Consider the following 26,197-nt stretch of genomic DNA (forward strand, 5'->3'; position numbering starts at 1 on the left):
ATGAAACCAACACCCTATTTGCTATTGACCGCGATCTGTTTAGGTTGCCTCATCGGGTGCAGCACACCGAGCGCAACGGTTGATAAAACTCGCCAGTTCGAGGCCCAGCGAAACCTGGGAGAAGCCTATTTAAAGGAAGGAGATTATACTTCTGCTTTAAGAGAGCTGTTAAATGCCGAAGCGCTGGAGCCCGATGACCCCTATCTTCATAATTCACTCGGAACCGTTTATGCCGCCAAGGGCAGATTGGATCTGGCGATCGACCATTACAAAAAGGCCCTTTCCCTCAAACCCGATTATGCGCCGGCCAGAAACAATCTCGGCACGGTCTATTTGCGTCGGAAAGAGTGGGACGCCGCCATTAATTGCTTAAAGGAGCTTACCGGAAATCTTTTGTACGCAACCCCGCACTTTCCGCTCTATAATATCGGCTGGGCCTACTATAATAAAAAAGACTATGCGCAGGCGGAAAACTATTATCAACAAGCCCTTGACTTTGAGCCCGATTTTTTCCGTGCGCTCTGGGGGATGGGTCTTGTTTCTCTGGCCACCGGGAAAATCGATGCGGCCCTGAGCTACCTTGAAAAATCGGTTCAAAACGAACCCCAATTTGCACAAGCCCACCTGGATCTCGGTAGAATCTACCAGCGCAAGGGGGAAAAAGATAAAGCCATAGCGGCCTTTCAGCGCGCCATGGACTTGTCTCCCAACAGCGAAATTGGAAAATCCGCCAAAACGGCGTTAACTTCCTTTAATTAAAAAGATAATCGCCAAGCAAAAGGCCGGGAAACCATAAATCATGGCTTCCCGGCCTTTTGTAGTTTGATTCATACGGTATCCCTATCGGAAGAACCCTTTTTTAGTATCTTCCCTCATAAGCGCTATAAGATTAATCTATTGTGCCATATACGCTAACACTATAGGTGTCTTTTCTTGCTTCTCCCGCCCAGTCAACCGTAAAGGTTATCTTTGCATTTTCAAGTGCTTTGGTATCGCCGGCATCCGCGTCTTCTATGTTATAAACAAATTCAATTTGGCTCAACTGCCCACTCATTGAAGAAGCGATAAAATTACTGTCCGTATAGGTCAAATCGGTTGTGCCCAAAATGCGGCCCTTATCAATTGAAACGCTCAGCTTGGTGCCGGCAGGCGGTATATTGCCATTCTCATCACAGACAAGTAACCTTATTTCCGCACTACTGCCATCAGCAACAGTAAACGAACTCACATTCGGTTGAACATGCAGTGGCCCGGTTAACAATATCGGAAAGTTCATAAAAATGAATTTGTTGCTGTCCCATCGGTTATTGCTGCCATTCCAGATACCATTGGATCCGGCGTCTATATAGGGCTCCTGAGGGTCTGAGGAGGATGGGCCATCATAAGTGTTGTTGTCATTGAAATCGTTAAAAGGATCGTCCAAGGTATCTGTAAAAGTTTCCCCCGCATCATAAACGCCGTTAGCGTTGCTGTCACTAAAATGTTCCTCTCCTCTTACATAGACCAACACGGAAGCCCTGCCGTCTCTGGGGTGTCCGATATTGATGCCGTAAGTATTGGCGATATAATTCTGTAGAGATGATTCCCATGCCAGGGGTTGGACATTCTCCGGCCCTGAAAATAAAGACGGAATTTGAGTTCTGGCGGTCACGGAGGCCACCCCCGTCGCATCTAACGTAACATTGGCGGTATCTACCGCCAGGCCGGCCTCACTGATAAAAGAAACGGTTGTTCCCTGCAATATGTTGTAGTTCCCGAATCGATCCGAAAGATAAACGGTAAACGCTGTTTCCAGCCCGTTATACCCTAATCCCGGGACATTCAATTTTGATGCAGCCACGCTGAAATGCTTGGCCGATGGAACGCCGCCACCAATCGATATAACGGAAGACTGCGCCGATATGGGGAGTTGATTCCCTTGCCCATCCGTAACATAAGTGGTTCCCCTAATGGTGACCGGTCCGGAAACGGCACCGCTGTGTAAAATCACCTGCGCAACGCCATCCGCACCTGTGGAAACATCGATTTGTTTCGGTGTCGCATCCGGCGGCGGATCGATATATTCGCCCCCATTGGGGCCTTGTAACACAAAAGAGACATTTGTGCCTTCTACGGGATCATCATTACTGTCTTTTACCACAAATTTCACAACGGCCGTTTCTATACCGCCCGACCCCTGTATGGCGAGAAGCTGCGGTGTTGCCGAAACAAACTGTAAGACTGCCGCCGGCGCCGGCAAAATAGTAATATTGGCCGTTTCGGACAAGCCTGCGGACTTGACGGTAACCGTTACAGTGCCCGGCTGACTCGCTGCATTAAACGTAGCGGAAGCATAGCCGCTGTTGGTTGTTGTCGTGGCCGAGGAAAAAGTTCCAAGCAACACATTCCCCGACGAAAAGCTCACGGTGGTGCCGTCTGAAACAGGCCCCCCATTATCATCCAATACACGAGCTTGTACAGTCGAGGTTCCCTTAACAAGGATTGCACTGGGATTGATCGTTAGGCTCATATCCGAAGGAGCAGCGCCGCTAAGTATGGTAATGACTATCGGCGCACTGGACAAATCACCCGCTGTTGCCGTAACGTTCACATCACCGGAAAATGTTCTTGCGCTGAACGTTGTTATCGCCGTCCCATTGCTGCCGGTGACAGCGCTTCTGGTCACAGAGGCTATCAGTGGATCATCAACGGTGAAAATCAAACTTTCGCCTGCAATGGTATTCCCGCTATCATCATACACAACCGCACTGATGCTGGTCGTTTCATTGAAATCAATAAAATTTGAACTGGCGGAAAGGCTTATTGTAAAGGGCGTTTGGGTGGGTGTTGGTGTGGACGAACCATCAGAGCCGCCGCCATCCGAGCTGCACCCGCCGGTCATCAAAATTATCGATAAGATTGGCAGCGCAACCAAAAATCGAACAATACAACTGCTACGCTTCATAAACTTGTCCCTTTCCATCTGTTGGCCATAATTTCAAAAGGTTTTATGCTAACCTGAATAACACCCTGATAGGGATGGTAATAATCAGCGTTGAGCCAGCTGAACAATCTGCGGCGTGATAAAAATCAGCAATTCGCCGTTATTGCCTGAACTTGAGGTGTTTTTAAACAAAAAGCTCACAACGGGGATGGAGGACAGTCCCGGATAACCGTCCGTGCCGCCGGAGGTGGATTGTTTGAGTATTCCGCCAATGACAATGGTATCACCATCGTTCACCAGAAGCTCGGTCTCGGCCTCGTTGGTGGACAGTGTGGGAATCCCGCCCTCAAACCCCTTAACATCGTTTTTCGTGATAAAAATGGTCATCGAAACCCGCTTGTCCGGCGTTACATGAGGCGTGACCTCAAGAAGCAGATCAACGTTTTTAAATTTAACCGAGCTTCCGCCCGAGTCATCCCTTTCAAAATAGGCAATTTCAAGGCCTTGTTTGATCTTTGCCTTTTTGTTGTCGAGCGTCACGATTTTAGGCGCGGAAATGATTTTGGCATTGCCCTTTACCTCGCTCGCGGACAACCTGGCATCCAAGATCAACGGCGTCCCGGCAATACGCGTAAAATTAAATCCGATAGCACCGGTACTGGCGACCGGGTAGTTCATGGCCACATCCCAGTCCACCAAACCTCCCAAAAAGTTCTTTTGAATATTATCGGCCTGGGCATTCCAACTGATTCCGAGCTCGTTTGAAAAGGAGCTGTTGACCTCTACGATTCTGGCCTCAATAATGACCTGGGGGGTTACATTATCCAGCTGTTTCACCATTCCCTTGGCTTGCTCTATTTTCGCCGCAACATCGGTGATGATAATTTGATTGCTTCGATCATCCACCGTGACATTTCCCCTGCCTTCTGTAATTATTTTTTGCAGGTGGGGCAACACCTCTTCCTTTGCCTTGGCATAATTAACCGAAATATATTCGGTAATCAATGGCTCCAGCGCGACTTGCTGCTCGATGGCCTTTTGCTGTGCCGCGATAGCAGCCTGTCGCTCATCTTCTTCTTTTTTAAGCGTGGCCAGCGTGGCGATTCTGATGATATCCCCATCCACAACCTGCCCCAGCTGGTTCATCTTTAGTATCAACGCCATCACCTGGTCCCAGGGAACCGGTTTCTCAAAGGACAGGGTCACCTTGCCGCTTACGTCCTTGTCAATGGCGAAATTTTTACCGCTCACCTCTTTCAATATTCGGAAAACATTTTTTAGGTCCGTCTCATAAAAATCGAGAGCGATCTTTTCGCCGCCAAATTGCTTTCCGGCAAAAATATTCGGCGCATACGCCTCTTCCGCTATCGTTTCAACCGAAACGGGGGGATTCGCCACTAACGCCGTTTTGGATGCGGATTCCCATTCGGGCAAGGTTTTTACATGTAATGACTGGGGAGGCACGGATGACGCCTCAAAATGAACGAGAATCAACCGGTCCTGCTGTTCAACCAAATAGGGAACGGCTTCGCGCAGTTCAATATCAAAGTAGGCACTTTCGGGCTTCCCGGGCTTTCGAACCGGAAGAATGCGATCGACTGCACTTTGGAATCGGTTGGTAATCAACGGACGTTCACGATACTCCGGCAACCGTGTATTATCCAAAGTAAGACGCAAAAGCCGATCACCGACTTTTTTCAAAGCGTATTGGGCCGGTTCCGTAGTTCCGATTAAAATGGTCGATTTTCCCGCTTCCTCGCTGGCAAAATCGATCCGATTCACCCAGGCCGGTTTGCCGGAAACGGGCTGGTACGGTCGAGCTACCGTTTGTTTCGGTGCCGAAATCGCAACCTCCCCATCCACCGGGGCGCGCTTTCCCTCATCACCAATGCGAATGATAAGCCCCGATTCCACCGGCCAGGCACCAAAGCGACTGAGATTCGGCGTTGTTGTATCCATAACAACTCGAATTTTTTCAGGATAAGCGTAATAGCGGACGTTTTTCACCCAGGGGCTCCCCACCGGAATCACCTGCTCTCCCTTAGATTGGCTTTTTAATCCAAACAACTCAAATACGATGCGCGGCGGATTTTCCAGCGTAAAGGATTTATAATTATGAATCGACCCGTCCGCGGCAACGGTTACTATCGTGCTTTTTTCGTCCGGAGCGGCTGATATTGAATTAAGGTTCGTGGCGATCGACGCCACATTCATCGGCGGCTCGCTCGCCGACCCCGGTTGTTCTGACAGGTGCGTTTCGCTCATTTGCGAAAGCGCTGGCGATGTTTCCCGCTCACCAGAATTGGGGAAAGAGACCATCAGGCCACCGTCTTCCCGACTGACCGTGTAATCCACATCCTCTGCCAATAAAATTTCAATTCGGCTCTGGCCTTCCGCAATGTCAGCCGCGTTGATGGCGGAAACCACGCCGCTTCCCGTTGCTTGTTTCGGCGTCCCGCCAGCCAACCCCGTGTCCTTGAAATAGAGCACCACGGCTAGCGGGTGCGGCTGTTTCACGGACATATAAGTCAGTGGCCCGTTTCCGGCAATTTTCACTTGAACGCCATTCTCACCATTTACCGTCCGAATGCCGGTTATGCTCTTTTCTTGCGACCCCGGCACTTCTTCTGACTGACCCGGCGCTGCCGCCTCCGGTTGTCGAGAGGGCGCATTCGCGGCACACCCTATCATCAGGGCAGCAAGCAGCATAAAAAGGAGGTGAAGGCCGCCCCATCTGTTCGATTTTTTGACATGGTGATTCATACTATTCTTCTCCAGCCGGTTTTTGCAATTTCAATTCTTGTCGCGAAACCGTAATCTTTCCGAAAATATCCTCGACCTCTTCTTCAATAAAGGCGCTTTGCTTTTCAATCTCAACAACCCGCCCCCCATTGATGCCAACATAGGTTCCGGTGGTGACAATATAGCCTTTTCCCGTGGCATCCACGAGCAGCGCACGATTACCGCTTTCAGCCCGAATAACCCCCATCAATTTTAGTTGACTCACATCGATTTTCTCCAGGGGAGTAAGCGGTCTTCTTCGCTTATATTTTGTTTCCGTCGAAGCAATTACACTCGGCGTTTCTTTGAACAGCGGCTCAAATGGATCTATTTTTCCTGCCGGATCATACCGCGGACTGGCACCCACAATTTTATCCGAAAGTGATATTTCCGGTGAGGATTCCGATGAAGGGGTATCCTGCTTTTCTTCCGGCGAGACCATCGGACGTCGGCTGGAAGCTGTCGAATCTTCTTTTGGTTCGAGGGTGGAATCAGCGACCTTCTTTTCAGTTGCCAACGGGACCGCATCCGCTTTCTCAACCGCAGCGCCCCCTGCTTTTTCCGGTTTCTCGGGAAGCGTTTTTTCAGTAATTCGTTTTTTTACAACAACGGGTTTGGTCTGCGGCGACTCTGCTTCCCCACACCCCAGAACCAGAAATAAAAGAAAAAGTGCACTCGCAATCGTCCAGTTGAATGGATTGGATTTAAACATAACGGTTATCTTCATCCTCTGCAATTACCTTCGTCTTCTTTTTCCCTTTTGCGGCTCCGCGGACGGCTTTATTTCCGGCTCTACAAAACGGTATGTAACAGCCGTGCAGCTTGTTGTCAGTTTATCTTTCCCCGCCTTATCGGCTTCCATTGCAACATTTTGAACGGTTACAATACGATCGAGCCTGGCGACATTATCGAAGAAAGCAGCCACGTTATGAAATCCCCCGACCACCTTGACGGATACGGGAATCTCGGCATAAAAATCTTTCCGAATCTCTTTCTGCGGCTGGAACAATAAAAACTCCAGTCCGGCATTCTGACCCGATCGGCTGATTCCCGTAAGCAATGACGGAATTTCCGTTTTTTCGGGAAGCACTTTTCTGGCAATCATAAAATCAGCTTCCGCTTTTTTCTTTTCTTCACGATATTTCGCCAGTTGTTTTGCCTTCTGTTGAGCCGTCGCCACCTGCTGTCTAAGGGTGTCCCGCCGTTGTGTTAATCCGTTTATTTTTTCTATTTTCGGCATGTATGAAAAATAGTAAAAAGCGCCGATCAGTATCAAAAAGCTGGCGCAACAAATTAGGCTTCGCTGAAGCTTGCTCAGCATTCCGATTTTTTCAAAAATCGGCGTCATGACCTGAACGGATTTGGATTGTTTTTTCATGATACCTTGGCCTTTGGATTAACCGGACTTTCAGGGAGTGCTTTGTTACAGGTAATCTCGAACTTTTTCAGGTTCATGGTTTTACTAACCGTTTCTTTGGTTAAATTACCCAAAATAACCGTCGAAAAAAATTTCGATTGTTCCAACTTCCTCATAAAATCCGCAACGGTCGTATTGTCCAGGGCAATCCCCTTGATGCTGATCGTTGGGCCATTTACGGAAAAGCTGGTGAACCACATTCGTTTTTCAATCACCAGCGTCGTCATGGCCTCCAGAAGCTCTACCTGTTCCCTGCGGTTGGCCTTGAGATCGCCGATTACTTTCATTTTTTGGGCGAGATCCTCAAGCTCTTTTTTGATGCGATCCACTTCCTGAGCAGCTGTCATGGCAACCTTAAGAGCTTGATCCAAAGACGCGACTTCTCGCTCCAAATCGTTAATCCGATCACTCCAGAACGAATTGCCATAGTACAGAAGCCCGGCTGCAAACGCGAGCAGCAACATAAAAATAGATACCTGACGGCGAACATTTTCCTTTTTTCGGGCCAAACGAAATGGAAGCAGATTTATTTTTATCATTTGTCGTCAACTCTTCTCAATGCCAGCCCCATGGCAATGGCTGCCTGGGGTGCTATTTGTTCTAAATATGACGCGTCAAAACCTTCATCATCTATATTCAGGTTTCCAAACGGTTTAATGGTTTCAACGTCGGCACCGGTCTCTGCAATCAAGCGCTCCCGGATAGCATTCATTTTAGACCCGCCACCACTGAGAATAATCCGTCCAATACGGTCATCCGGAAAGGAAGAATAATAAAAATCAAGAGCACGCCGAATTTCATCGATCCACTCCTCGGATACGTCCGAAATAATTGCAGCCAGATTCTCTGCGGAAAGACGCCCCGAGGAATCATCCCGTTTTATTCTCTCGGCTTCTTCTATGCTGCAATCGCACTGGAAGGCAATTTTTTGGTTTATCAGGTTGCAACCGAAGGAAATATCTCTCATAAACAGTGACGTAAAGCCCTTTAAAATGTTAAGCGAGGTTTTGCTCGCGCCGATATCGATCAGCGCGGTGGCCGGGACGTCGGATTCATCCGTTTCGTCCGCCATAAGGTGCACGTAGCTTGATTCATATACATTCTGAAGCGCAAAAGCATCCACATCAATAATGGCCGGCTCAAGACCGGCCATCTGAACCAAATTGATGTAATCGCTGATAAGCTCCTTTTTGGCCGCCACCAACAGCACATTCATCTGATCCGGATTGTGCTCGCTTTCCCCTAAAACCTGAAAATCCAGATTCACATCGTTAACATCGAATGGAATATATTGTTCGGCTTCAAAATGAATCGTCTCCAACAACTGCTCTTCGCTGATTTTCTGAAGATTGATTTTTTTGATAATAATTGAATACCCGCCGATTGAAAGCGCTACTTTCTTTTCTCTTATATTGTATGTTTTGAATAACTGGCGAATCGCATCCGCCACGGCCTGGGGATCATTGATAGCGCCCTCTTCGATTAGACCGGGTGGAAGCTCCGTCATACCGAATTTTTTTAATGTTCGGGCATTTTTGGAAGATTTGATTTCGGCAACTTTAATGGATTGGGAACCGATATCCAGGCCAACGAGATGGTCTTTTCTTTTAAACACCATGTTCAGCTCTCATTCACCAAACGTATATTCATGTGAAAAGCAACGGCAACAAAGGGTTGCCAGGTAAACGCTCTCGGCAAATCACGCCGCGACTGAAACAAAGGCCTGACATGCCGCGGACTTTCCCTTTTTTAAAAAACCATTTTCAAAGATTCCCCCGTTGTGAATAAGAGGCACCACGGGGCGCCTTAACATGGGGCCGAATAACGACACAACAATATCTTCAAGCCAGCCTTAAATCCCTCCGGAGTAAAGAGAAATGGATAATTCGAATTTCTCCGGTCTCACCTCGTCCGGAAGACACCGCTTGCCCGGCACGAAGCAATCAGACTCTCTTTATAGCAACAATCGCTCTATACACAACCTTCTTATATAATAGTACTGTAGATAAAAAAAGGCTTGAATTAACCGGTCAACACCGAAAGTCTTACATTACGTTTTCAACATAAAAAACAAAATGTCAACCAAAATTTTTATTTTTCTTCACAATTAAGGGTACATAACCGACCCCCTGATGCGTTAACATGTCTAACAACATCTCTCCCGATCCCCCCAAATAATCGTTTATCAATATAAAATCAACAAGATATCTGTGAGAAAAGGCGGGAAAGCAGTGTCACAAATAGAATGAATACTTCATTGAAAAAAAATTGATATCAACAACTTGGGGGATTGTTTTGAACGCAATGCATTATGCCGTTGCGCAAACCTTGCATAAGGCCCGTAATGGTCCCACGGGGCCACCGCTTTGTTGAGCGCATAGCCCGTAGACAGGTTAAACAATAATAGTTTTAATTAAAATAAAGGTTTAGCTTGACTTTTCCGCGCGTTTTTTCTAAAAACATTCACAAGAGGTCATTTAGACAAGCACCCTGTCCCGCCATGAGAATAATAGTTTTTCCGTTTGTTCTTTTGTGCGCGTACCCCGTTACTTCGGAAAAAAAATAGATGCGCGATCCGTCATCGGAAGACAAGGGCAAACCCTATCGCCTTGTAAAATACTTTACCTTCTCAAGCCTTGTGGTTATTTTCATTGGCGCCCTTATTCTCTCCGTGCTTTTTACACACGGATTTAGAACCGTTTATCGAAATAAAAGTGAAGATTATGCTCGACTTCTAATAGAGAATCTGAACCATCAAGTTTTCTACCAGTTCAATATTCCCGTTGCGTGGCGATTTGAAAAAATTCAACTTCGAAATAAAGAGCAATTCGAACTAATGGACAATGTGGTTCGCAACACCCTTCACAGCTTTAATGTTGATATGGTTAATATTTACAACATGAGCAACGTCATTTCATACAGCTTTGATACTTCTCTTGTCGGGCGTGAAAACGCGGGTGGAACCGGATACCAGCAGGCGGTAGAAGGGCTTTTCAGCTCCAAGCTGGTTCAACGCGGCAGCTTTTTTGAAATATTGATCGGTGCACCCAAGGAGGTAAAAATGGTCACCTTTGCCCCTTTGCGCGCTGAATCCCCAACCCTTATTTTCCTCAAAGGAAAGGGCTTTGTTTTCTCGCCGCTTCGCATGCAACAGCCTGAAAATGAGCACCCCGGCCCCATCCTCGGTGTTTTTGAAATCGTACAGAATCTTTCCGATGACTACAAAACCATCTTCAGGTTTCAAAAAATGGTTGTTATCGCCTGCACGACCGTGATGGGATTGCTATTTCTCGTGCTCCGCTTTGTCGTAAAGCGAGGCGAAGGCATCCTTGAATCCCGTGCTCAAGAGCGGCTCCGGTTAAAGGAACAACTGAGCCGCGCCGCCCGCCTGTCGGCCCTGGGCGAGCTGACCGCCGGTATCTCTCATGAAATCCGTAACCCGTTGGGCATCATTCGAAGCTCTGCGGAATTGTTAAAGAAAAAAATGGCGAAATTTGACCCGGCGAACCAAATACCGAACATCATCGTCGAAGAAGCCAATCGCCTAAACGCCATTATTACCGACTTTCTCAATTACGCAAAACCCAATCCACCGAATCTGACATCCATTCGAATAGAATCGGTAATTGAAAAAAACATCTCGTTTCTCTCCGCCCAACTCAAGGACAAACAAATTCATATTCAACGCCAATACGCAGATCAACTACCTGAAATCTTAGCTGATTCATCCATGCTTTACCAGGCGTTTCTTAACATCTTGATTAATGCCATGCAAGCAATGACGGAAGGCGGAACCATTGACGTCTCCGTCGAAACCGTCAACAACACCGGCGTTCAAATAGCCATTCGGGACGAGGGGCAAGGCATACCCGAATCGGCCATGGAGAACATTTGGGACCCCTTCTTTACTACCAAGGATACTGGAACCGGCTTAGGGCTCGGCATTGTAAAAAATATCATAGAGTCCCATGGTGGCGACATCATAATTGAAAATCGTCCCGTAAAAGGAGCTCAGGTTACCATCACCCTTCCACTCAAACAAGGTGAAAGCTAATGGAAACCATTTTAATCGTCGATGATGAAAAAAACTATCCGCTTATTTTAAGTGCCGTTTTGGAGGATGAAGGGTTTGAAGCCCTCACCGCAAACAGCGGCGCTGAAGCGCTAACCATTCTTAACCAGGCGGAAATCGATTTGGTTTTAACCGATATGAAAATGCCGGCAATGGACGGAATAGAATTACTGGAACACATCAAGGCGAAAGATCCGGAATTGCCCGTCATTATGATGACGGCTCATGGAACAGTGGATAAGGCTGTCGAAGCGATGCAAAAGGGCGCGTACAGTTACATTCTCAAGCCCTTTGATAATGACCGGTTAATCCTTTACGTCAATAAGGCCATTGAAATGTTCCGGGTGGTAAAGGAAAACCGTCTCCTGAGAAATCAGGTGGAATCCCTTTACCGGTTCGATAACATTATCGGAAAAAGCCGCGCCATGCAGGACTTGTTCGAAACCATTCGAAAAGTGGCGCCTGCCAATGCCACCGTGCTGATAGAGGGAGAAAACGGCACCGGCAAGGAACTAGTGGCCAAAGCCATCCATTATAACGGGCCTCGTCGAGACAAACCATTTGTAGCGGTTAATTGCAGTGCGTTGGCCGAAACCTTGCTTGAAAGTGAGCTCTTCGGGCATGAAAAAGGGGCGTTTACAGGCGCCATTGCTTTGAAAAAAGGACGCTTTGAGCTGGCGGATGGGGGCACCTTGTTTTTGGATGAAATCGGCGAAATGTCCCTTAACCTTCAAGTGAAGCTTCTTCGCGTGCTTCAGGAGCGAATGTTTGAACGGGTAGGGGGCACCAAATCCCTAACCGTTGATGTCCGCATTATTGCAGCCACAAACAAGCAGCTGAAAAAAGAAGTTGAAAGCGGCCGTTTTCGAGAAGATCTATATTACCGGTTAAATGTGCTGCATTTTTTAATTCCCGCGTTGAAAGATCGAAAAGAGGATATTCGGTTGTTGGTAGAGCACTTTATCCGCAAATACGCGAACGAAAGGAAAAGCGGTGTGCCCGTAACCGGCACGCACCAGGATGTCGAACGTCTTTTTTACGACTATTCCTGGCCCGGCAACGTCCGAGAGTTGGAAAATGTGATTGAACGCGCCATGATCATGTGTCCCGGGGAAAAAATATCCGTCGCCGATCTACCGAAAAATTTCACCAGCCAGGCGGGAAGCGCCTGGCAGATTGACGCCGTTCCCATCACGGCCAATCTGAATGACACGCTGGCAATGGTGGAAAAAATGATGATCGAGCGCGCCCTGAATGCAACCGGAAATGTTCAGACCCGAGCAGCGGAGTTGCTCGGCATCGGAAAAAGCGGTCTGAATCAAAAAATTAAAAAATTTAAGCTGGATGTCGGCCATTAAAAGATTATCCCGCCAATTCGTTTGTCGCAAGTTCCGTATAAATCGAATTCGGGTGTTTCTCGGAAAGTTGGCTTAATACCTTCACCTGTAAATCTTTTTTCCCCAAAAGGCCATATAATCGCCCAAGGGTAAAAAGGGCCTCATCGTCCATCAGCATGTCGGGCTTCCCGGATAGTTTTTCAAATAATTGAACCGCCTTTTCATATTCCTTCTGCGCCTCATAGGCATAACCAAGCCCGAAGGCGGCCATGTTTTTCAGTAATGGCGAGGAGTTGAAATCGTTCATAGCCTGCAAATACAAGGCCGCGGCGCCGTCAAATTTTCCGGCCCGAAAAGAATAATGAGCCGCTGACAGTCGTGCAAATTTTCCGCAATCCTTTCCGGCATAATTGTCTATAACCATTTGAATATCCGGCTGAACCAATTCGTAAGCCTTTTGCGGCCCCTTCTCCGTAACCGCCTTGTCATACTGATGCATCAACCGTGTCAGCAACAAGGATCCTCGGTTTTCCGATTTATTCGAAAAATAATTAATCACCGAGAACAGCACCAGAACGCCCAATAATACGCCAGCACCCAGCAATATTTTGGTTTTGTGCATCAATGCCTGTTTAAGCAGCCTTGAAGAAAACGAGATAAACTCATCCGGTTCCTTAAGGCTTTTCCGTGACACCCGCAAGCCGCCCATTTATTTCCGCCCCCATTATTTAACCGTCTAAAAGGTGGTTATCATCAACCCCGCGTCTCCTTCAGCCTTTCGAGCAAATCGAATCAGGGCCAGACTAAAGAGCTGTGAATCCAGCCCGTATCCCCATCGGCATGTTGGACTTGAAGCCACTTTCCCTCGCGTTTTAACACCTTGAAAGGAATTCCTTTTTCAACCTTAAAAAGCGTTTCGTTTTTGGTGTCGGGTCCGGACCGTACATTGCAATTATTTTGTTTTACGATCACGGCCGGAATTTTGTCCACGAGCGACTTGTGTATCCAGCCCTCATCCCCTTCAAAATCCCGGAACCGGTACCAATCGCCTTTTTTTTCTACAATATCAAGCGGGTGATATTTCTCTACCTTCCACAATAAATCTTTGGACTGTCCCGGCCCAGATCGAATATTGGCTTCCGGCACACTCACGGCGAATGGCTCCGCTAACACCGGTTGCGCCATGGATATTATCCATATCGTCATACCGACCGCTGCTGACATTATAACAAATCGTCTGCCTATCATGGATCGTCTCCCCATCGTTGCTTGCTGTTAAACACTGAAAAAAGTTTCATCCGGCAATCGAACACAGGTCAGCTCATTGTTGTAAACTGCCCCGGTATCTATACCGATTTTATTTTTCTGCACCAACGGTTCTTGAAACGGCGTATGCCCAAACACCACCCGTTTGCCAAAATCTCCCTTTGATTGAATAAAACGATCCCTGATCCACAACAGATCACCAGCTACCTGCCTTTCCAGGGGAACCCCCACTCTTAAGCCCGCATGAACGAATATATAATCGGTTGTCTCGTGAAATAAAACAAGGGAACGAAAAAAGTCAAGATGTTCCTCCGGTATCGGCCCACCCTCGCCCCGCCAATGCTTCAGATAGCTATCAAGCGTCGGCTGCCCGCCATCCTGAAGATAATTTAGGCGATCGGCTCCGGACAGATATTTTTCCAGCATCTCTTCATGATTGCCTTTAAGGAAGATAATTCGAGAATATTTCTTCCTTAACGTTACCAAATATTCAACCACTTCAAAAGCATTCGGACCCCGGTCGATGTAGTCACCGAGAAAAATCAACTTGTCAAGGTTCCAGTCCACATCTATCTTTCCCATCAGCGCCACGAGCTTATCATAACACCCGTGAATATCTCCCACGGCAAAGATTCTTTCCCTGTCCTCGCCGCTGCGCTGCCTGGGGTTCCCTACCATAGAACACCCGAAAAACGATTCATGCGCTATCCTCTGAAGACGCCGGCTGCACAAGGATCTTCCGGGCCAACCCCCTTCCGAGACTATAGCGCTTTTGATCCAGGGCAATGACAATCTGCCCGCTTTTATAGTTTGTAATTATTTCGGCAATATCGCCTCGCCGCAACCCCATGGCCGTTAAACGCATTTGAACCGTACCGCCGCCGAGGATATCCGTTATCACCACGCGTTCTCCCGGCTGAGCCGATTCAAGGGCAGTGGTAATCGTTCGGTCCGCTTGGCAATCACGACATATCCCATATATTTCCATTTTGTGCTGAAGCATATGAAAGCCACGGCTTGCCGCAATTTCCAGTTGCAGGTCTTCGAGCACCGAATTGGCAAACTCTATGATTTTGCCACATTTGATGCAGATCATATGGTCATGATGGTCCCCTAAATGCCGGTGCTCGTATCGAGTGGGCGCTTTTTCAAATGTGTTTTTTTGGGCAAACCCATATCGGCACATCATGAGCAATGTGCTTCGTACAAAATCACGTTGAAACTGGTGACCGTTTTGCTTGAGCAGATCTTGAAGTTCATCCACGGTCACATGTTGTTCCGTCTGGAGGAATACCGCCAATATTTTGAAACGATCTTCAAATCGGTCAACATCTTCCTGTTGAAACAGTTTTTTAAACTGCTCTTGTTCCTGACGGTGAAGCGGTTTCATATATAGACCCTATGGCCGATAGCCCTTCCCTCGAAGGCCGCACATCCCATTGAAGTTACAATAGAAATCGGTTCCGTTGGTAAAACACATAACGGGGGTGCGCCTCTCTGTCCATCGTCCGGCTTTTTTGTTTGCTGCCGCTACGCGGCTGTAATTCATTTAGGACCGGGAATATTATAGGTGGTGCAGGAGCCGCCTGAACAGGTTCGCGTTTGGGCACTGGGGACACTTGCGGCGCCATCGCCGCCGCCGGTCATGGCATAATTGGTAGCACTCATCACGCGCTCGGGAGCCGTGCTGCCGCATTTCGGGCAGGTTACGGTTTCATTCCCTTCCACGCGCATAACCAGCTTTTCAAAAAATTCCATACAGTTAATACATTTATATTCATATATCGGCATGCTCTTACTCCAAAAAAAATTTGCGCTGGCACACTTCTCCATTCTAAACGCTCAAATGACAGCACTTTACATCCTTACACACGGTAAAACAACCCCTATTCGGCATATTCGTTCTTTACCGGAAGAATCATTATAAACCCGGCCCCCCCTCCGTCATGATCCGTATAAAAAAGCTCACCGCTGTGTTTACGTACAATTTCATAACACAGATAAAGCCCTAACCCCGTGCCCTTGCCTGGCGCCTTGGTCGTAAAAAAAGGGTTAAAAATATCTTTCCGAATAGACGGGGGAATACCGGGCCCGGAATCAAGACATTTAAACAGTACGTTTCGGTTTTCCCGGTCGTAGGCCGTCACCAGCTCAACGACCGTATCCCTGCCCGCCATGGCCTGGAATGCATTTTGAACGATATTTAACACCACTTGGCCAAGACCGGCAAAGTTGCCTTGAATTTCCGGCAAATCCTCGGCGTACCGTTCCAGTAAAGTAAAGGTTCTATACTTGTATTGATTATAAAGCACGCGCAAGGCATCCCGAATCACCTCATTGAGTTCAACCGCTTCCGAATAGGTATCCGTTTGGCGTGATAAGCTCAAAAGACTCGTCACGATATTCCTGGCTCGTCGAAGTTCCTTGTCTGCAAACTTTAGATCCTCAATCGTTTCCTTTCGCGCACCACTCATTACGTCGTCGTTCAAATCCTCAATGGAGCTCTGAACCAAGCTGACGGTGCTGGTGAGGGGATTATTGAGCTCATGCGCAACGCCGGCCACCAGCTGGCCAATAGCGGCCAGGCTCTCGGATCGAATCAATTTTTCTTGCGTCCGCTCTTTTTCTTCCAGCGCCTGCTGCAAGGCCTGTGTCCTGGCAACCACCTTTTCTTCAAGTTTCCGGTTTAATTCGTCAACCCGTTGATAGGACCTGGCATTTTCAATTGCCAGGGCGCTTTGGCCGGAAAGGGTCTCCAACAGATCGATATCCTCCCGACTAAAAGGCTCCCCGGAGTATTTGGGGCCTAACAAAAAATAGCCGTTTAATTGATTCTTAAAAATAAGCGGCACTGCCAGTTCCACCTGATTTTCCGTCATGTCCCTGAAAACGGCAGCCATACCCTTTTCGCTCAGTCTCCGGTACAACTTTTGTTTTTCAACCGGATTTTGTTCTTTGAATAAACACCGGAGCAGGGGATGGCTTTGATCCAATAATTGGATGCACGACTGGGGATCCTCCGGATAGCTGAAACAAATCGGGGCCCTACCATCCGCAGGAGTGACCACCAGCCGGCAGGCACGAACCCGCATCGTATCGACCACAGTTTGAATCAGCGTGTTCCCGATGGCATCCATATTCAGAACGGACACGATCGTTTTACTGATACGCTTGAGCGCTTGCTGATAATCGTACTTTTTCCTGAAAAAAAACCGGTCGATCAGATGCTGTATCTGTAATTTTAATGGCCCGAAAACTATCGCCACCAAGAGAAAGAAAAAAAAGGGGAACGCAACGGAGTTGAACACATCTGCTCGGCTGAACAGCTTGGTCATCAGTGTCACAATAAGCGCATATAAGCAGGTCAGGCTCGCCGTTAAAACGGAGTAAACCAACCCCCTGTTGATAAAAGTGTCCGTATGCAACAGGTTATGCTTAGAAAGGCCGTAGGCAAACAATGCCATGGGGATAAACGCAAAATTGCCCGGCGGATAAACGCAAACACCGTGAATGGGAAAAAAATTCAGCCCGTTTAAAACGCCAAGCCCGCCAAACCCGGCAAACACAAACCAAAGCTGCTTTTTCCGAAACGCCTCCGGCTCTTTTCGAACTACCCGGTAAACCAGCATGGACACATACGCGGTCGCCGCAACCCCGATAATGCCGAACAAAGGGTAAAGCGGCCCCGCTTTTGCAAAAAAGCCGAACGCATACCGTGCCATATCAGAAATATACCAAGGCGTTAACGCCAGGCACATAAACAGAAACGCTATCCCGTGCGCAGCGGGAATTAAGAACCGCGGGGGTTTTTCCCCAAGGTAGGAATGAAAAAAATCAAGATAAAGCGGCACCAAAAAAGCGACAAAGAGATGATCCATCCGGCTGATCCACAGCGCCGCGATCCGGTTGCCGGTATTAAACGCATACAGGATATCCAGATACAGCAAGCTGGACAGAAGGCAGATCCATATGAATAATTTATTGGTTCTGTTCCTCGGAGCCTTAAAGTTTATCAAAAGGCCCAGCCCGAAAAATCCCGACAACGACAAAAGCGGCGGCAAACTAAAATAAAGATCCATGGGCCCGGTCCTTTACTTGAGTGCAACTGGGGCTTTTTAAGTAGATCCTTTCGTGAGCATTTCCCGGGCGTGGGAGAGGGTCGCCGCAGTGATGGTAACCCCTCCGAGCATTCTGGCGATTTCTTGCATTCTCGCCGGCTCATCCAGGGGCAAAATCGTGGTGTGTGTACGGCCTTTGGACACCTGCTTGGCAATGTAATAATGATGGTTTCCGAACCTGGCAATCTGCGGCAAATGCGTAATGCAGAGAACCTGATGATACTTGGCCAGTTTCACCATTTTTTCCCCCACCATCTCCGCCACATCCCCGCCGATGCCGGCATCGACCTCATCAAAAACAACGAGTCCGACCGATTCGCTTTGCGCCGATATCGCCATCAACGCCAGCATTACACGAGAGAGTTCCCCACCCGATGCAATTTTGGACAACGGTTTTAAGGCCTCGCCCACATTCGGTGCGATCATGAAGGTCGCCCGATCCATGCCGCTTTCATCCATTAAGGCCTCGCCGAGCTTCAGGTACGCGTCCACATTCTTTCCGGCCGGCACCTGCGTTAGGGAAACCTCAAATGTCGTATCCCTCATTTTCAAATCGGCCAGCTCTTTTTCCACCTGAACGGCAAACCCGACAGCCGCTTGCGTCCGTTTTTCAGAAAGCGACCTTGCTAAGGTGGCGGTCCGAGCGTACTTTTCATCCAGTTGGACGCGGATGGCGGCTATGTCCTCTGTAAGGGTTTCCATACCGGCCAACTCCGCCTCAATCGCTTCTCTGTGAGAAAAAACCGCGCCCAGATTTCCCCCATATTTTCTTTTGAGTTTATTCAGCACATCGATTCGTGCTTCCACATTCTCAAGCAAACGCTCATCCATCTGCAATCGATCAGCATATGCCCTCAAGGCGGCAACGGCATCCTCTATTTGAAACTGGGTGTCGGTCAGCGTGGTGATCATGGGGGTAAGGTCCGAATCGATCCGGCCCGCGCTGGAAAGCGCTTTTAAGACGCCCGCCAGTTGCTCGACTACGGCACCCTGTTCGCCGTAGAGGGCTTGAATGCTGCCGTGCACTGCCTGATACAGCGCCTCGGCATGTTTTAACCGGGCACGCTCTTTTTCAAGCACGGTATCCTCTTCCGGGGCCGGTGCGATTTTATCGATCTCATTTTTTTGAAATTCAAGCAACGCCGCCTGCTCCTGACTGTGATTTTGAGAACGTTGCAGGGCCTTAAGCTTTTCCATCAACGGCAACATTTCCCGATAACAACTCGTCATCTGCTCTCTAAGCGGCACCAGTCCGCCGAACCGATCCAGTATCAGAAGATGCGTTTCTTCCCTTAAAAGGCCCTGATGAGCGTGCTGCCCGGATACGCATGCTAAATTTTCCGCAACTGCCGCAAGCAGTTGTGCGGTTGCCAGCCGCCCATTAATGTAAATTCGATGCTTATCGTGCCGGGAGATGATTCGGCGAATCAACAACCCCTCGGAAAATTCCAGGTTATACTCGGCCATAACCCTTGCCGTCGGTGTTTCGGGCTTAATGCGGAACAGGGCTTCCAGTTCCGCGCTATCAGCGCCGGTACGAACCAGTTCCGTGGACGCTCGGCCACCCAACAATAGATTGACGGCGTTGATGATGATGGATTTTCCGGCACCCGTTTCACCGGTTAAAATTGTCAATCCTTCGGAAAAACGGATCGTCAAATCATCAATAATTGCAATGTTGCGTATGGTAAGTTCCTGAAGCATGGCCTTAGTCAGACTCGAGCATGATGATGGGGATGGGGGTTTTCGATTACCGCTTTATGGCATACTGAACCGGGTTTGTAAAGCAAAGGGTGAAAACCGTTCCCCCAACATTCGCGAACACAATCGCGAAATCTCTTGACAAGTAGCCCTTTCCTTTATAATCTCGTTACCTTTGGGCATATAGGTCGTGTTAAGCCTATCACATAAAATAAACGATTGGAAAGGAGACAAAACATGTCAAATTTGATTCCCCCGCATGGTGGAAAAGGCCTTACTTGCTGCCTTCTTGAAGGCGCGGAACTCGCGGCTGAAAAGAAAAAGGCCGAAGGCCTGAAACAAGTAGCGATCTCTCCCCGGGTCAAGGGTGACCTGATCATGATCGGTATCGGTGGGTTCAGCCCGCTTACGGGGTTTATGACCCGCGCCGACTGGAAAGGGGTTTGCGAAAACTTTCTGCTGCAAGACGGCACCTTCTGGCCCGTTCCGGTGACGCTTGATGCCTCCAAGGCGGAAGCCGATGCGATCAAAGAAGGCGATGAAATCGCGTTGTATGATCCGGAAGGAAAAGAAATCATGGGCACCATGAAAGTGACCGAAAAATGGGCCATGAGCGCGGACGACAAAAAATGGGAATGTGAAAAAGTCTTCATGGGCGAAGGCACCAAAACCGCTGAGGATTTCTGGAAGATCGCCAAAGAAGACCATCCCGGCGTACAGATGGTGATGAATCAGAAAGATGTTTGCCTGGCCGGAACCGTAAAGGTGTTGAGCGAAGGCGAATATCCCGTTAAGTATAAAGGAATCTATCAGCGGCCAGCTGAATCCCGAAAGATTTTCGAAGACAGAGGCTGGAAAGAGGTTGCCGCGCTTCAGTTGAGAAACCCGATGCATCGCTCCCATGAGTATCTGGCCAAAATCGCTGTTGAAGTCTGTGACGGCGTATTCATTCACTCTCTGGTCGGAAACCTGAAACCGGGCGACATTCCCGCAGAAGTTCGCGTTAAGTGTATTGATGTGCTCGTAAAAAATTACTTTGTGGAAGACAAGGTCGTTCAGGGCGGTTATCCGCTGGACATGCGCTATGCCGGACCGCGTGAAGGCCTGTTGCATGCCACCTTCCGCCAGAACTACGGATGCTCCCGCATGATTATCGGCCGGGATCACGCCGGCGTGGGCGATTTCTACGGGATGTTCGAAGCACAGACCATTTTTGATAAAATCCCGACCCCTGCCGAGCCCGGCAAGGCGTTGCTGTGCACCCCGCTGAAGATTGACTGGACTTTCTATTGTGTCAAATGTGACGGAATGGCCTCTCTTAGAACCTGCCCACACGGAAAAGAAGATCGCGTGCTTCTGTCCGGCACCATGCTGCGCAAGGGCTTATCCGAAGGCACCCCCATTGCGGATCACTTCGGCCGTGAAGAAGTTCTCGACATTCTTCGCGAGTACTATGCCGGCCTGACGGAAAAAGTAGCCATTAAAACACATGCGGCCGCTACCGGCCAAAAATAATCGCGTTTATATCATTCGTTAAAAGAAAGGGGCTTTTTACAAAGCCCCTTTCTTTTTTCTTTTATGGCCCACAATCAAAAAGGGGCGATGCACAGCATCGCCCCTTTTTGATTAACTTAAAAACCCGCGCGAATTATTTTCTGCCGGCGTATTCCATATAGGTCATGGCCACGGTTCGGTAAACCAGGTGCGCCAATTTAGAAAACGGCGTATAGGCGAACAGACTCCAGACAAAAATCAGATGCAAAAAATACACGATTGCGGACAGATCGTAAAGACCGCCTAGTCGGAGCATTTCCGTGAGCATACCGGTGACGCCCAACCCCAGCACCAGTCCCACCAGCGACCAGTCCCAATAGCTGTTAACGCTTTTCGTGTTTGCAAGGCGGTTTTTCAGCAGCAAAAAGCCGCCGATCACGAGTGCGATACCCGCCACGTTCGCCAGCCACTTGATGGGATTGATCTGGCTGTAAGGCCCATCAATGTGAAAGATCCATTCGGCCGCAAAAAAGCAACCCGTAACGATAAACAGGCCGATAAAGCCAAAGAGCACCATCATGTGAGCCGTTGAACGCTCTACATTTTCCGTACACTCGTTAAATTTTTTATGGGTTGCGATCGTTGGCAGAATACGAAGGAAGGCTTGCCCGAACCCTTTCGGATCGATGGTTTCTTTATCCGTTTTTCCTTCCGCCAGGGCATTGGCATGAATATCCGCCAAAAACCGCTTAAGGCCAAGGGCAAAAACAACGATCGCCGCCATAAAGGTGGGCACCATAATGATATCCACCAGCAAATTGCCGATATAATCGGCCTGCCAGAGATGATCGCCAGTAGGCGCAAAATTGAGCCAATCCACGCCGAACATCTTAAGAATCAACCCGACCACGAGAATAATCACCGCCGGTATAGCCAGCAGAATCGGCAGCTTTTTAGGATCCTGTACCGCTTTGGCGATCACCTTCGGCGTTGCATAGTCCGAAACAGCATATGCCCGCACGGCCGCCAGCACATCACCCGGTTTAGCCCCTCGGGGGCAACGCGTGGTGCAATCCCCACAATTATGGCACAGCCAAATGTCCGCATTACCGATCAGTTTGTCCTTTAATCCCCAGGCTGTGGCGATCATTTCTTTTCTGGGAAACGGCTTGTTTTCCGGCGAAATGGGGCACGCCACGGAGCAGGTCGCACACTGAAAACATTTTTTCACGTCCGCCCCGCCCAGCCGGATCACATCCTGAATAAAACTGATATCAGGATCCGCAAGGTATCTCTCCGCCATTGTGTTACCTCCTTATCATACCGAAGCCAGAAAACCGGCTTCGGATATCCGCTTAGAATTAGAAGCCCTTAAAGGGGTTCGGTCCCAGTCCTTCGATCACTTCAACAAAATCATTGATGATCTTCGGAATTTTGTCGTATTCATCAATGGCCAGGTTAAACTGGGCCACCCGCTCATTTTCAAGCGCCAAGCTTGCCAGCGCATCCCCGATTTTCTTCATTCGAATATCCGCCAGCTCACTGCCCTTGATAAAATGGCACTGATAATCATCCCCATGTTTGCATCCCAGAAGGAACACGCCATCCATCCCCTGACTTAAGGCGTCCTTGATCCAGATCACATTCATGGACCCCAGGCAGCGAATCGGAATAAGCCGAACATCGGCGGAATAGCTCAGTCCGTTCATTGCGGCAATGTCCAGGGCGGGCAACGCGTCGTTTTCACAGACAAGGCCGAGAATACGCATCGGGGGTTCACTGTAATCATCCTCGGAAGGAACGCCGACGGCCTTTACCATGGAACCGATACTATCGATGTTGTAATCGGCAAACCCGATAATCCGTTCCGGGCAAGCACCCATACAGGTGCCGCATCGTCGACATCGGGCCGGATTCGGTTTGGGCGTTCCCTTTTCATCATCATCCAGAGCGCCGAAAGGGCACTCTTCCGTACAACGCTTGCACTGCGTGCATCGTTGAAAAAAGAAGTCCGGAAAGGTCATGTCCCCGGATCTGGGATGAACAGCCACCCCGCGGTTGACAGATTCAATGCACTGAATCGCTTTTAAAGCGGCGCCGGCCGCATCTTCCATGGACTCTTCCACGGTCATGCTGCGACGAATACAACCCGCGGCATAAATACCAGTCCGTTGCGTTTCATAGGGAAAGCAGACATAGTTGGAGTCGACATATCCGTTAAAAAGGCCGATATCCCGGAAGCCGGGGCCTTGCCGATAAGCCAGGTTTACAACGGGATCATCCACGGTCACCGGCACCATGCCGGTGGCAAGGACCACGAGATCCGCCTTGACCTGAATCTTTTCGCCCAACAGCGTGTTGTCCGCTTCCACAACCAAGCCGGCACCGTTTTGCGCAACGTTGATCACTTCCCCCTTGGTCATAAAAATTCCCGGATCCTGCTGAATGCTTTTGTAGAAATTTTCGGAAAGACCGGGGGTCCGCATATGCTGATAGAAAATATAGGCTTTTCCGTCCGGATAATCGGTTCGGACATATTTGGCCTGTTTCAGCGCCACCATGCTGGTAACCGAACCACAATAATCAAAATCTTTGTCGTCACCTTGCCCCGGGCTCTGAATAAACACCACGGATTTGGCTTCTTTTCCATCGGACGGCCTAATCAATTTTCCTTTGGCGGCTATTTCTTCAAACTGGGTGTTGGTGATGACATTCGGGTTGGATCCGAAGCCCAGATGCGCCAGCTCATCTGCCTTCGGCAGCCAGGGCCGCCAGCCGGCAGCCAGCACCACAGCGCCAAATTTTTCGCCGTTGGGGTCGAATTTCAGAATGTCGACCTTTCCCTGATTGTATTCCAAATATTTTTTATGAAGATTTTCAGCATCAAGTTCTTTGCCGCTCTCATCCACTCTCATTTCAGCCGGGAGCGGAAACGGCACGTCGAACTCGATCTTTTCATTCGGATTTTTCAATGTAACGGTAAAATTTCCGGGTTCGCCGGCGATACGGGCAACCACGGTGTTGGTTCGCACCGTGATGTTGGCATTGGACTGAACCTCGGCAACCTTGGCGGCTACAACCGGTGGAATCAGTTTATCAAAGGGCGCCGCCACCGGCAGCTGGCTGCGCCAGCCCTTGGCTTTTCCGCCCAGTGTGGCCTCTTTTTCCACGATTGTGACTTCATAGCCCGTTTTGGCCGCATCCAGCGCCGCCGCAATGCCGGCCATACCGCCACCGATAACCAATATCTTTTTCGACAGGCTTTCGACCTGATACGGTTCCGGCAGTTTGCATTTGGCCACCCGGGCAATCCCCATCTTCACATAATCTTCAGCCATCATCTGGACCCGATCGAATTTGTCGCTGTCCTGTTTTTCTTCTTCGGTCAGGGCTGGGAATGCTGATCGGGGATGGCTCCATACCACGCCTTCCCGAAGGTTCACCCGGTCTACAATGCAGCCGTCGAACCGGAATACGTCAAAATTGACCCGGCGAGAACAAGCACCGATGACCAGACCGTTGACGCCTTCAGCAATGTCTTTTTTCAACAACGCCACACCGTCCGTACCGCAAAGCATCTCGTGGGTTTTGCAGCTGAGCCCTTCTTCTTCTGCTACGCCGCATAGCGCCTCCACATTCAGAGATTCGCCGATGCCGCACCCTTTGCAGATATATACACCACTCTTTATATTCATGGATTTCCTCCTACTTCCTCACCAGGGTTTGAATCGCCTTCAGCGCCATTCCGGTTGCATTCTGGTTGGACGACACCACATCCGCCGGTTTATTGGCGCAGCCTGCCGCAAACATACCGCCTTTATCGAAGTCGTTAATGATAAACCCGTCTTCGGTGTAGGTCAGATCGGCCGGCAATTTGGCGACGGATGCCGTGGGCTGCATTCCCGTGGCTAACACAACCATGTCCACCGTCTGCCGGATCTTCTCTCCGGTAACCGCATTTTCAGCCACCACTGTAATCTGTTTGGTGCTTGAATCCTCACCGACTTCCGCAACCTTGCCCTTGATGAAAAAGACATTCTTGTCGGCTTTGATTTGCTGATAGAATTTTTCGTATCGTTGCCCCGGTGCGCGCAGATCGATGTAAAAAATGTATATCTTGGCATCCGGATATTGGGCCCGAATATAGGTGGCCTGCTTCAAAGAGGCCATACAGCAGATATAGGAGCAATAGGGAAGATGGTTCTCATCCCGGGAACCGGCACATTGCACAAACGCAACGCTTTCAGGCGCCTTATTGTCCGAAGGCCGGGAAATAACCCCTTTGCTCGGTCCATTGGGAGCCGCCATGCGCTCCATCATCATGTTCGTGATAATATTGGAATACATGCCGAATCCCAGATTGTCGATGCGAGAGGCATCATAGGGCTGCCAGCCCGTGGCCCAAACGACCGCGCCCACCTTCAGATCAATCGTTTTTTCAGTCATGTCCAAATCAACGGCATCATACTTACAGGCGGCTTTACAGCGCCTGCCATCCTCGGTGCCGACAATCTGGGGGGAAATGACGTATCGGGACGGAAACGCCATTTCAAAGGGAAGATAGGCACCCTTGACTTTTTTCATGCCGAAGTCAAAATCGCTGGAAATTTCCGTTTCACAGGCGGCCGCACAATCCCCGCAGGCCGTACAATTTTCATTGACATACCGAGGATTCAATTTAATGCGAACATCGTAATTGCCCGGGGCTCCCGAGACTTTTTCCACTTCCGCCAAGGTGAACACTTTCACCCTGGGGTTGTCTTTAATCCTTCTAAAATTGATTTCAAGGCCACAGGTCGGAGGACATAGCTTGGGAAAATACTGATTCAGCTGCGCCACTCTTCCACCCAGGTAAGGATTCTTTTCGACCAAAAACACTTCGTACCCCACTTCAGCGGCTTCCAGGGCGGTGGTCAACCCGCTGATTCCGCCGCCAACAACCAAGATACTGCCACTTGCAGGGGCTCCTTTGTTTTCTGTCATGCTATCCCTCCGTACATAAATATCGGTATTCGATTCGTTGGGTTATTTTCCATTCGGATCTTGCGTTTTCGATTGGTGCGGACCTGTTCCGCTCCTTCAGGCAAT

The 26,197-nt window shown here is 49.1% G+C and carries 20 protein-coding genes; 4 read left to right on the forward strand and 16 right to left on the reverse strand.

Features of this window, described 5'->3' with window-relative positions:
• The gene (locus RBT11_02540) at positions 1-759 is read left to right on the forward strand and encodes a tetratricopeptide repeat protein (protein ID MDX9785628.1); all 759 of its coding nucleotides are present in this window, start codon (positions 1-3) and stop codon (positions 757-759) included.
• 130 nt (positions 760-889) lie between these two features.
• Here RBT11_02540 and RBT11_02545 read toward each other — a convergent pair whose 3' ends face one another.
• From RBT11_02545 to pilM, 6 genes are all read right to left on the reverse strand, one after another.
• A complete protein-coding gene (locus RBT11_02545) occupies positions 890-2,962 on the reverse strand; it encodes an invasin domain 3-containing protein (protein MDX9785629.1) in 2,073 nt (690 codons plus the stop codon).
• Between the two features lie 66 nt (positions 2,963-3,028).
• A complete protein-coding gene (pilQ, locus tag RBT11_02550; protein ID MDX9785630.1) occupies positions 3,029-5,686 on the reverse strand; it encodes a type IV pilus secretin PilQ in 2,658 nt (885 codons plus the stop codon).
• A gap of 1 nt (position 5,687) precedes the next feature.
• The gene (locus RBT11_02555) at positions 5,688-6,431 is read right to left on the reverse strand and encodes a pilus assembly protein PilP (GenBank protein ID MDX9785631.1); all 744 of its coding nucleotides are present in this window, start codon (positions 6,429-6,431) and stop codon (positions 5,688-5,690) included.
• A 9-nt stretch (positions 6,432-6,440) separates the two neighbouring features.
• A complete protein-coding gene (locus RBT11_02560) occupies positions 6,441-7,082 on the reverse strand; it encodes a type 4a pilus biogenesis protein PilO (GenBank protein MDX9785632.1) in 642 nt (213 codons plus the stop codon).
• Positions 7,079-7,660, reverse strand: a complete 582-nt coding sequence (locus RBT11_02565) for a PilN domain-containing protein (protein ID MDX9785633.1) — start codon at positions 7,658-7,660, stop codon at positions 7,079-7,081. The genes RBT11_02560 and RBT11_02565 overlap by 4 nt, the downstream gene beginning before the upstream one ends.
• Positions 7,657-8,739: a type IV pilus assembly protein PilM gene (gene pilM / locus RBT11_02570; protein MDX9785634.1), complete on the reverse strand. Its 1,083-nt coding sequence runs from the start codon at positions 8,737-8,739 to the stop codon at positions 7,657-7,659. Before pilM ends, RBT11_02565 begins: the two co-directional genes overlap by 4 nt.
• A gap of 948 nt (positions 8,740-9,687) precedes the next feature.
• Here pilM and RBT11_02575 point away from each other — a divergent pair.
• On the forward strand, positions 9,688-11,175 hold the full coding sequence (locus RBT11_02575) for an ATP-binding protein (GenBank protein MDX9785635.1): 1,488 nt from the start codon (positions 9,688-9,690) through the stop codon (positions 11,173-11,175).
• Positions 11,175-12,551: a sigma-54 dependent transcriptional regulator gene (locus tag RBT11_02580; protein ID MDX9785636.1), complete on the forward strand. Its 1,377-nt coding sequence runs from the start codon at positions 11,175-11,177 to the stop codon at positions 12,549-12,551. The genes RBT11_02575 and RBT11_02580 overlap by 1 nt, the downstream gene beginning before the upstream one ends.
• A gap of 4 nt (positions 12,552-12,555) precedes the next feature.
• On the opposite strand, the gene RBT11_02585 is transcribed toward RBT11_02580, so the two are convergent.
• From RBT11_02585 to recN, 7 genes are all read right to left on the reverse strand, one after another.
• Entirely contained in the window at positions 12,556-13,239 is a 684-nt protein-coding gene (locus RBT11_02585) for a tetratricopeptide repeat protein (GenBank protein MDX9785637.1), read from the reverse strand.
• 83 nt (positions 13,240-13,322) lie between these two features.
• On the reverse strand, positions 13,323-13,736 hold the full coding sequence (locus RBT11_02590; protein MDX9785638.1) for an SH3 domain-containing protein: 414 nt from the start codon (positions 13,734-13,736) through the stop codon (positions 13,323-13,325).
• Between the two features lie 69 nt (positions 13,737-13,805).
• The gene (locus tag RBT11_02595; protein ID MDX9785639.1) at positions 13,806-14,474 is read right to left on the reverse strand and encodes a metallophosphoesterase family protein; all 669 of its coding nucleotides are present in this window, start codon (positions 14,472-14,474) and stop codon (positions 13,806-13,808) included.
• Between the two features lie 19 nt (positions 14,475-14,493).
• The gene (locus tag RBT11_02600; GenBank protein MDX9785640.1) at positions 14,494-15,186 is read right to left on the reverse strand and encodes a transcriptional repressor; all 693 of its coding nucleotides are present in this window, start codon (positions 15,184-15,186) and stop codon (positions 14,494-14,496) included.
• A 155-nt stretch (positions 15,187-15,341) separates the two neighbouring features.
• On the reverse strand, positions 15,342-15,587 hold the full coding sequence (locus RBT11_02605) for a zinc ribbon domain-containing protein (GenBank protein ID MDX9785641.1): 246 nt from the start codon (positions 15,585-15,587) through the stop codon (positions 15,342-15,344).
• A gap of 95 nt (positions 15,588-15,682) precedes the next feature.
• On the reverse strand, positions 15,683-17,875 hold the full coding sequence (locus RBT11_02610; GenBank protein ID MDX9785642.1) for an ATP-binding protein: 2,193 nt from the start codon (positions 17,873-17,875) through the stop codon (positions 15,683-15,685).
• Between the two features lie 36 nt (positions 17,876-17,911).
• Complete coding sequence (gene recN, locus RBT11_02615; protein MDX9785643.1) at positions 17,912-19,618, reverse strand: DNA repair protein RecN; 1,707 nt, start codon at positions 19,616-19,618, stop codon at positions 17,912-17,914.
• Between the two features lie 234 nt (positions 19,619-19,852).
• On the opposite strand from recN, the gene sat reads away from it, so the two are divergent.
• Complete coding sequence (sat, locus tag RBT11_02620) at positions 19,853-21,130, forward strand: sulfate adenylyltransferase (GenBank protein MDX9785644.1); 1,278 nt, start codon at positions 19,853-19,855, stop codon at positions 21,128-21,130.
• A 133-nt stretch (positions 21,131-21,263) separates the two neighbouring features.
• Here the strand turns inward: sat and qmoC are convergent, their stop codons facing one another.
• The 3 genes from qmoC to RBT11_02635 are packed head-to-tail and all read right to left on the reverse strand — an operon-like array spanning position 21,264 to position 26,092.
• Positions 21,264-22,412, reverse strand: coding sequence for a quinone-interacting membrane-bound oxidoreductase complex subunit QmoC (gene qmoC / locus RBT11_02625; protein ID MDX9785645.1), 1,149 nt, complete (start codon positions 22,410-22,412; stop codon positions 21,264-21,266).
• Between the two features lie 58 nt (positions 22,413-22,470).
• Positions 22,471-24,804 (reverse strand): FAD-dependent oxidoreductase, encoded by a 2,334-nt coding sequence (locus RBT11_02630; GenBank protein ID MDX9785646.1) that lies wholly within the window; start codon positions 24,802-24,804, stop codon positions 22,471-22,473.
• A gap of 10 nt (positions 24,805-24,814) precedes the next feature.
• Positions 24,815-26,092 (reverse strand): CoB--CoM heterodisulfide reductase iron-sulfur subunit A family protein, encoded by a 1,278-nt coding sequence (locus RBT11_02635; protein MDX9785647.1) that lies wholly within the window; start codon positions 26,090-26,092, stop codon positions 24,815-24,817.
• Between the last annotated feature and the right edge of the window lie 105 nt (positions 26,093-26,197).

Source organism: Desulfobacterales bacterium (genome assembly GCA_034003325.1).
Lineage (GTDB): Bacteria > Desulfobacterota > Desulfobacteria > Desulfobacterales > JAFDDL01 > JAVEYW01.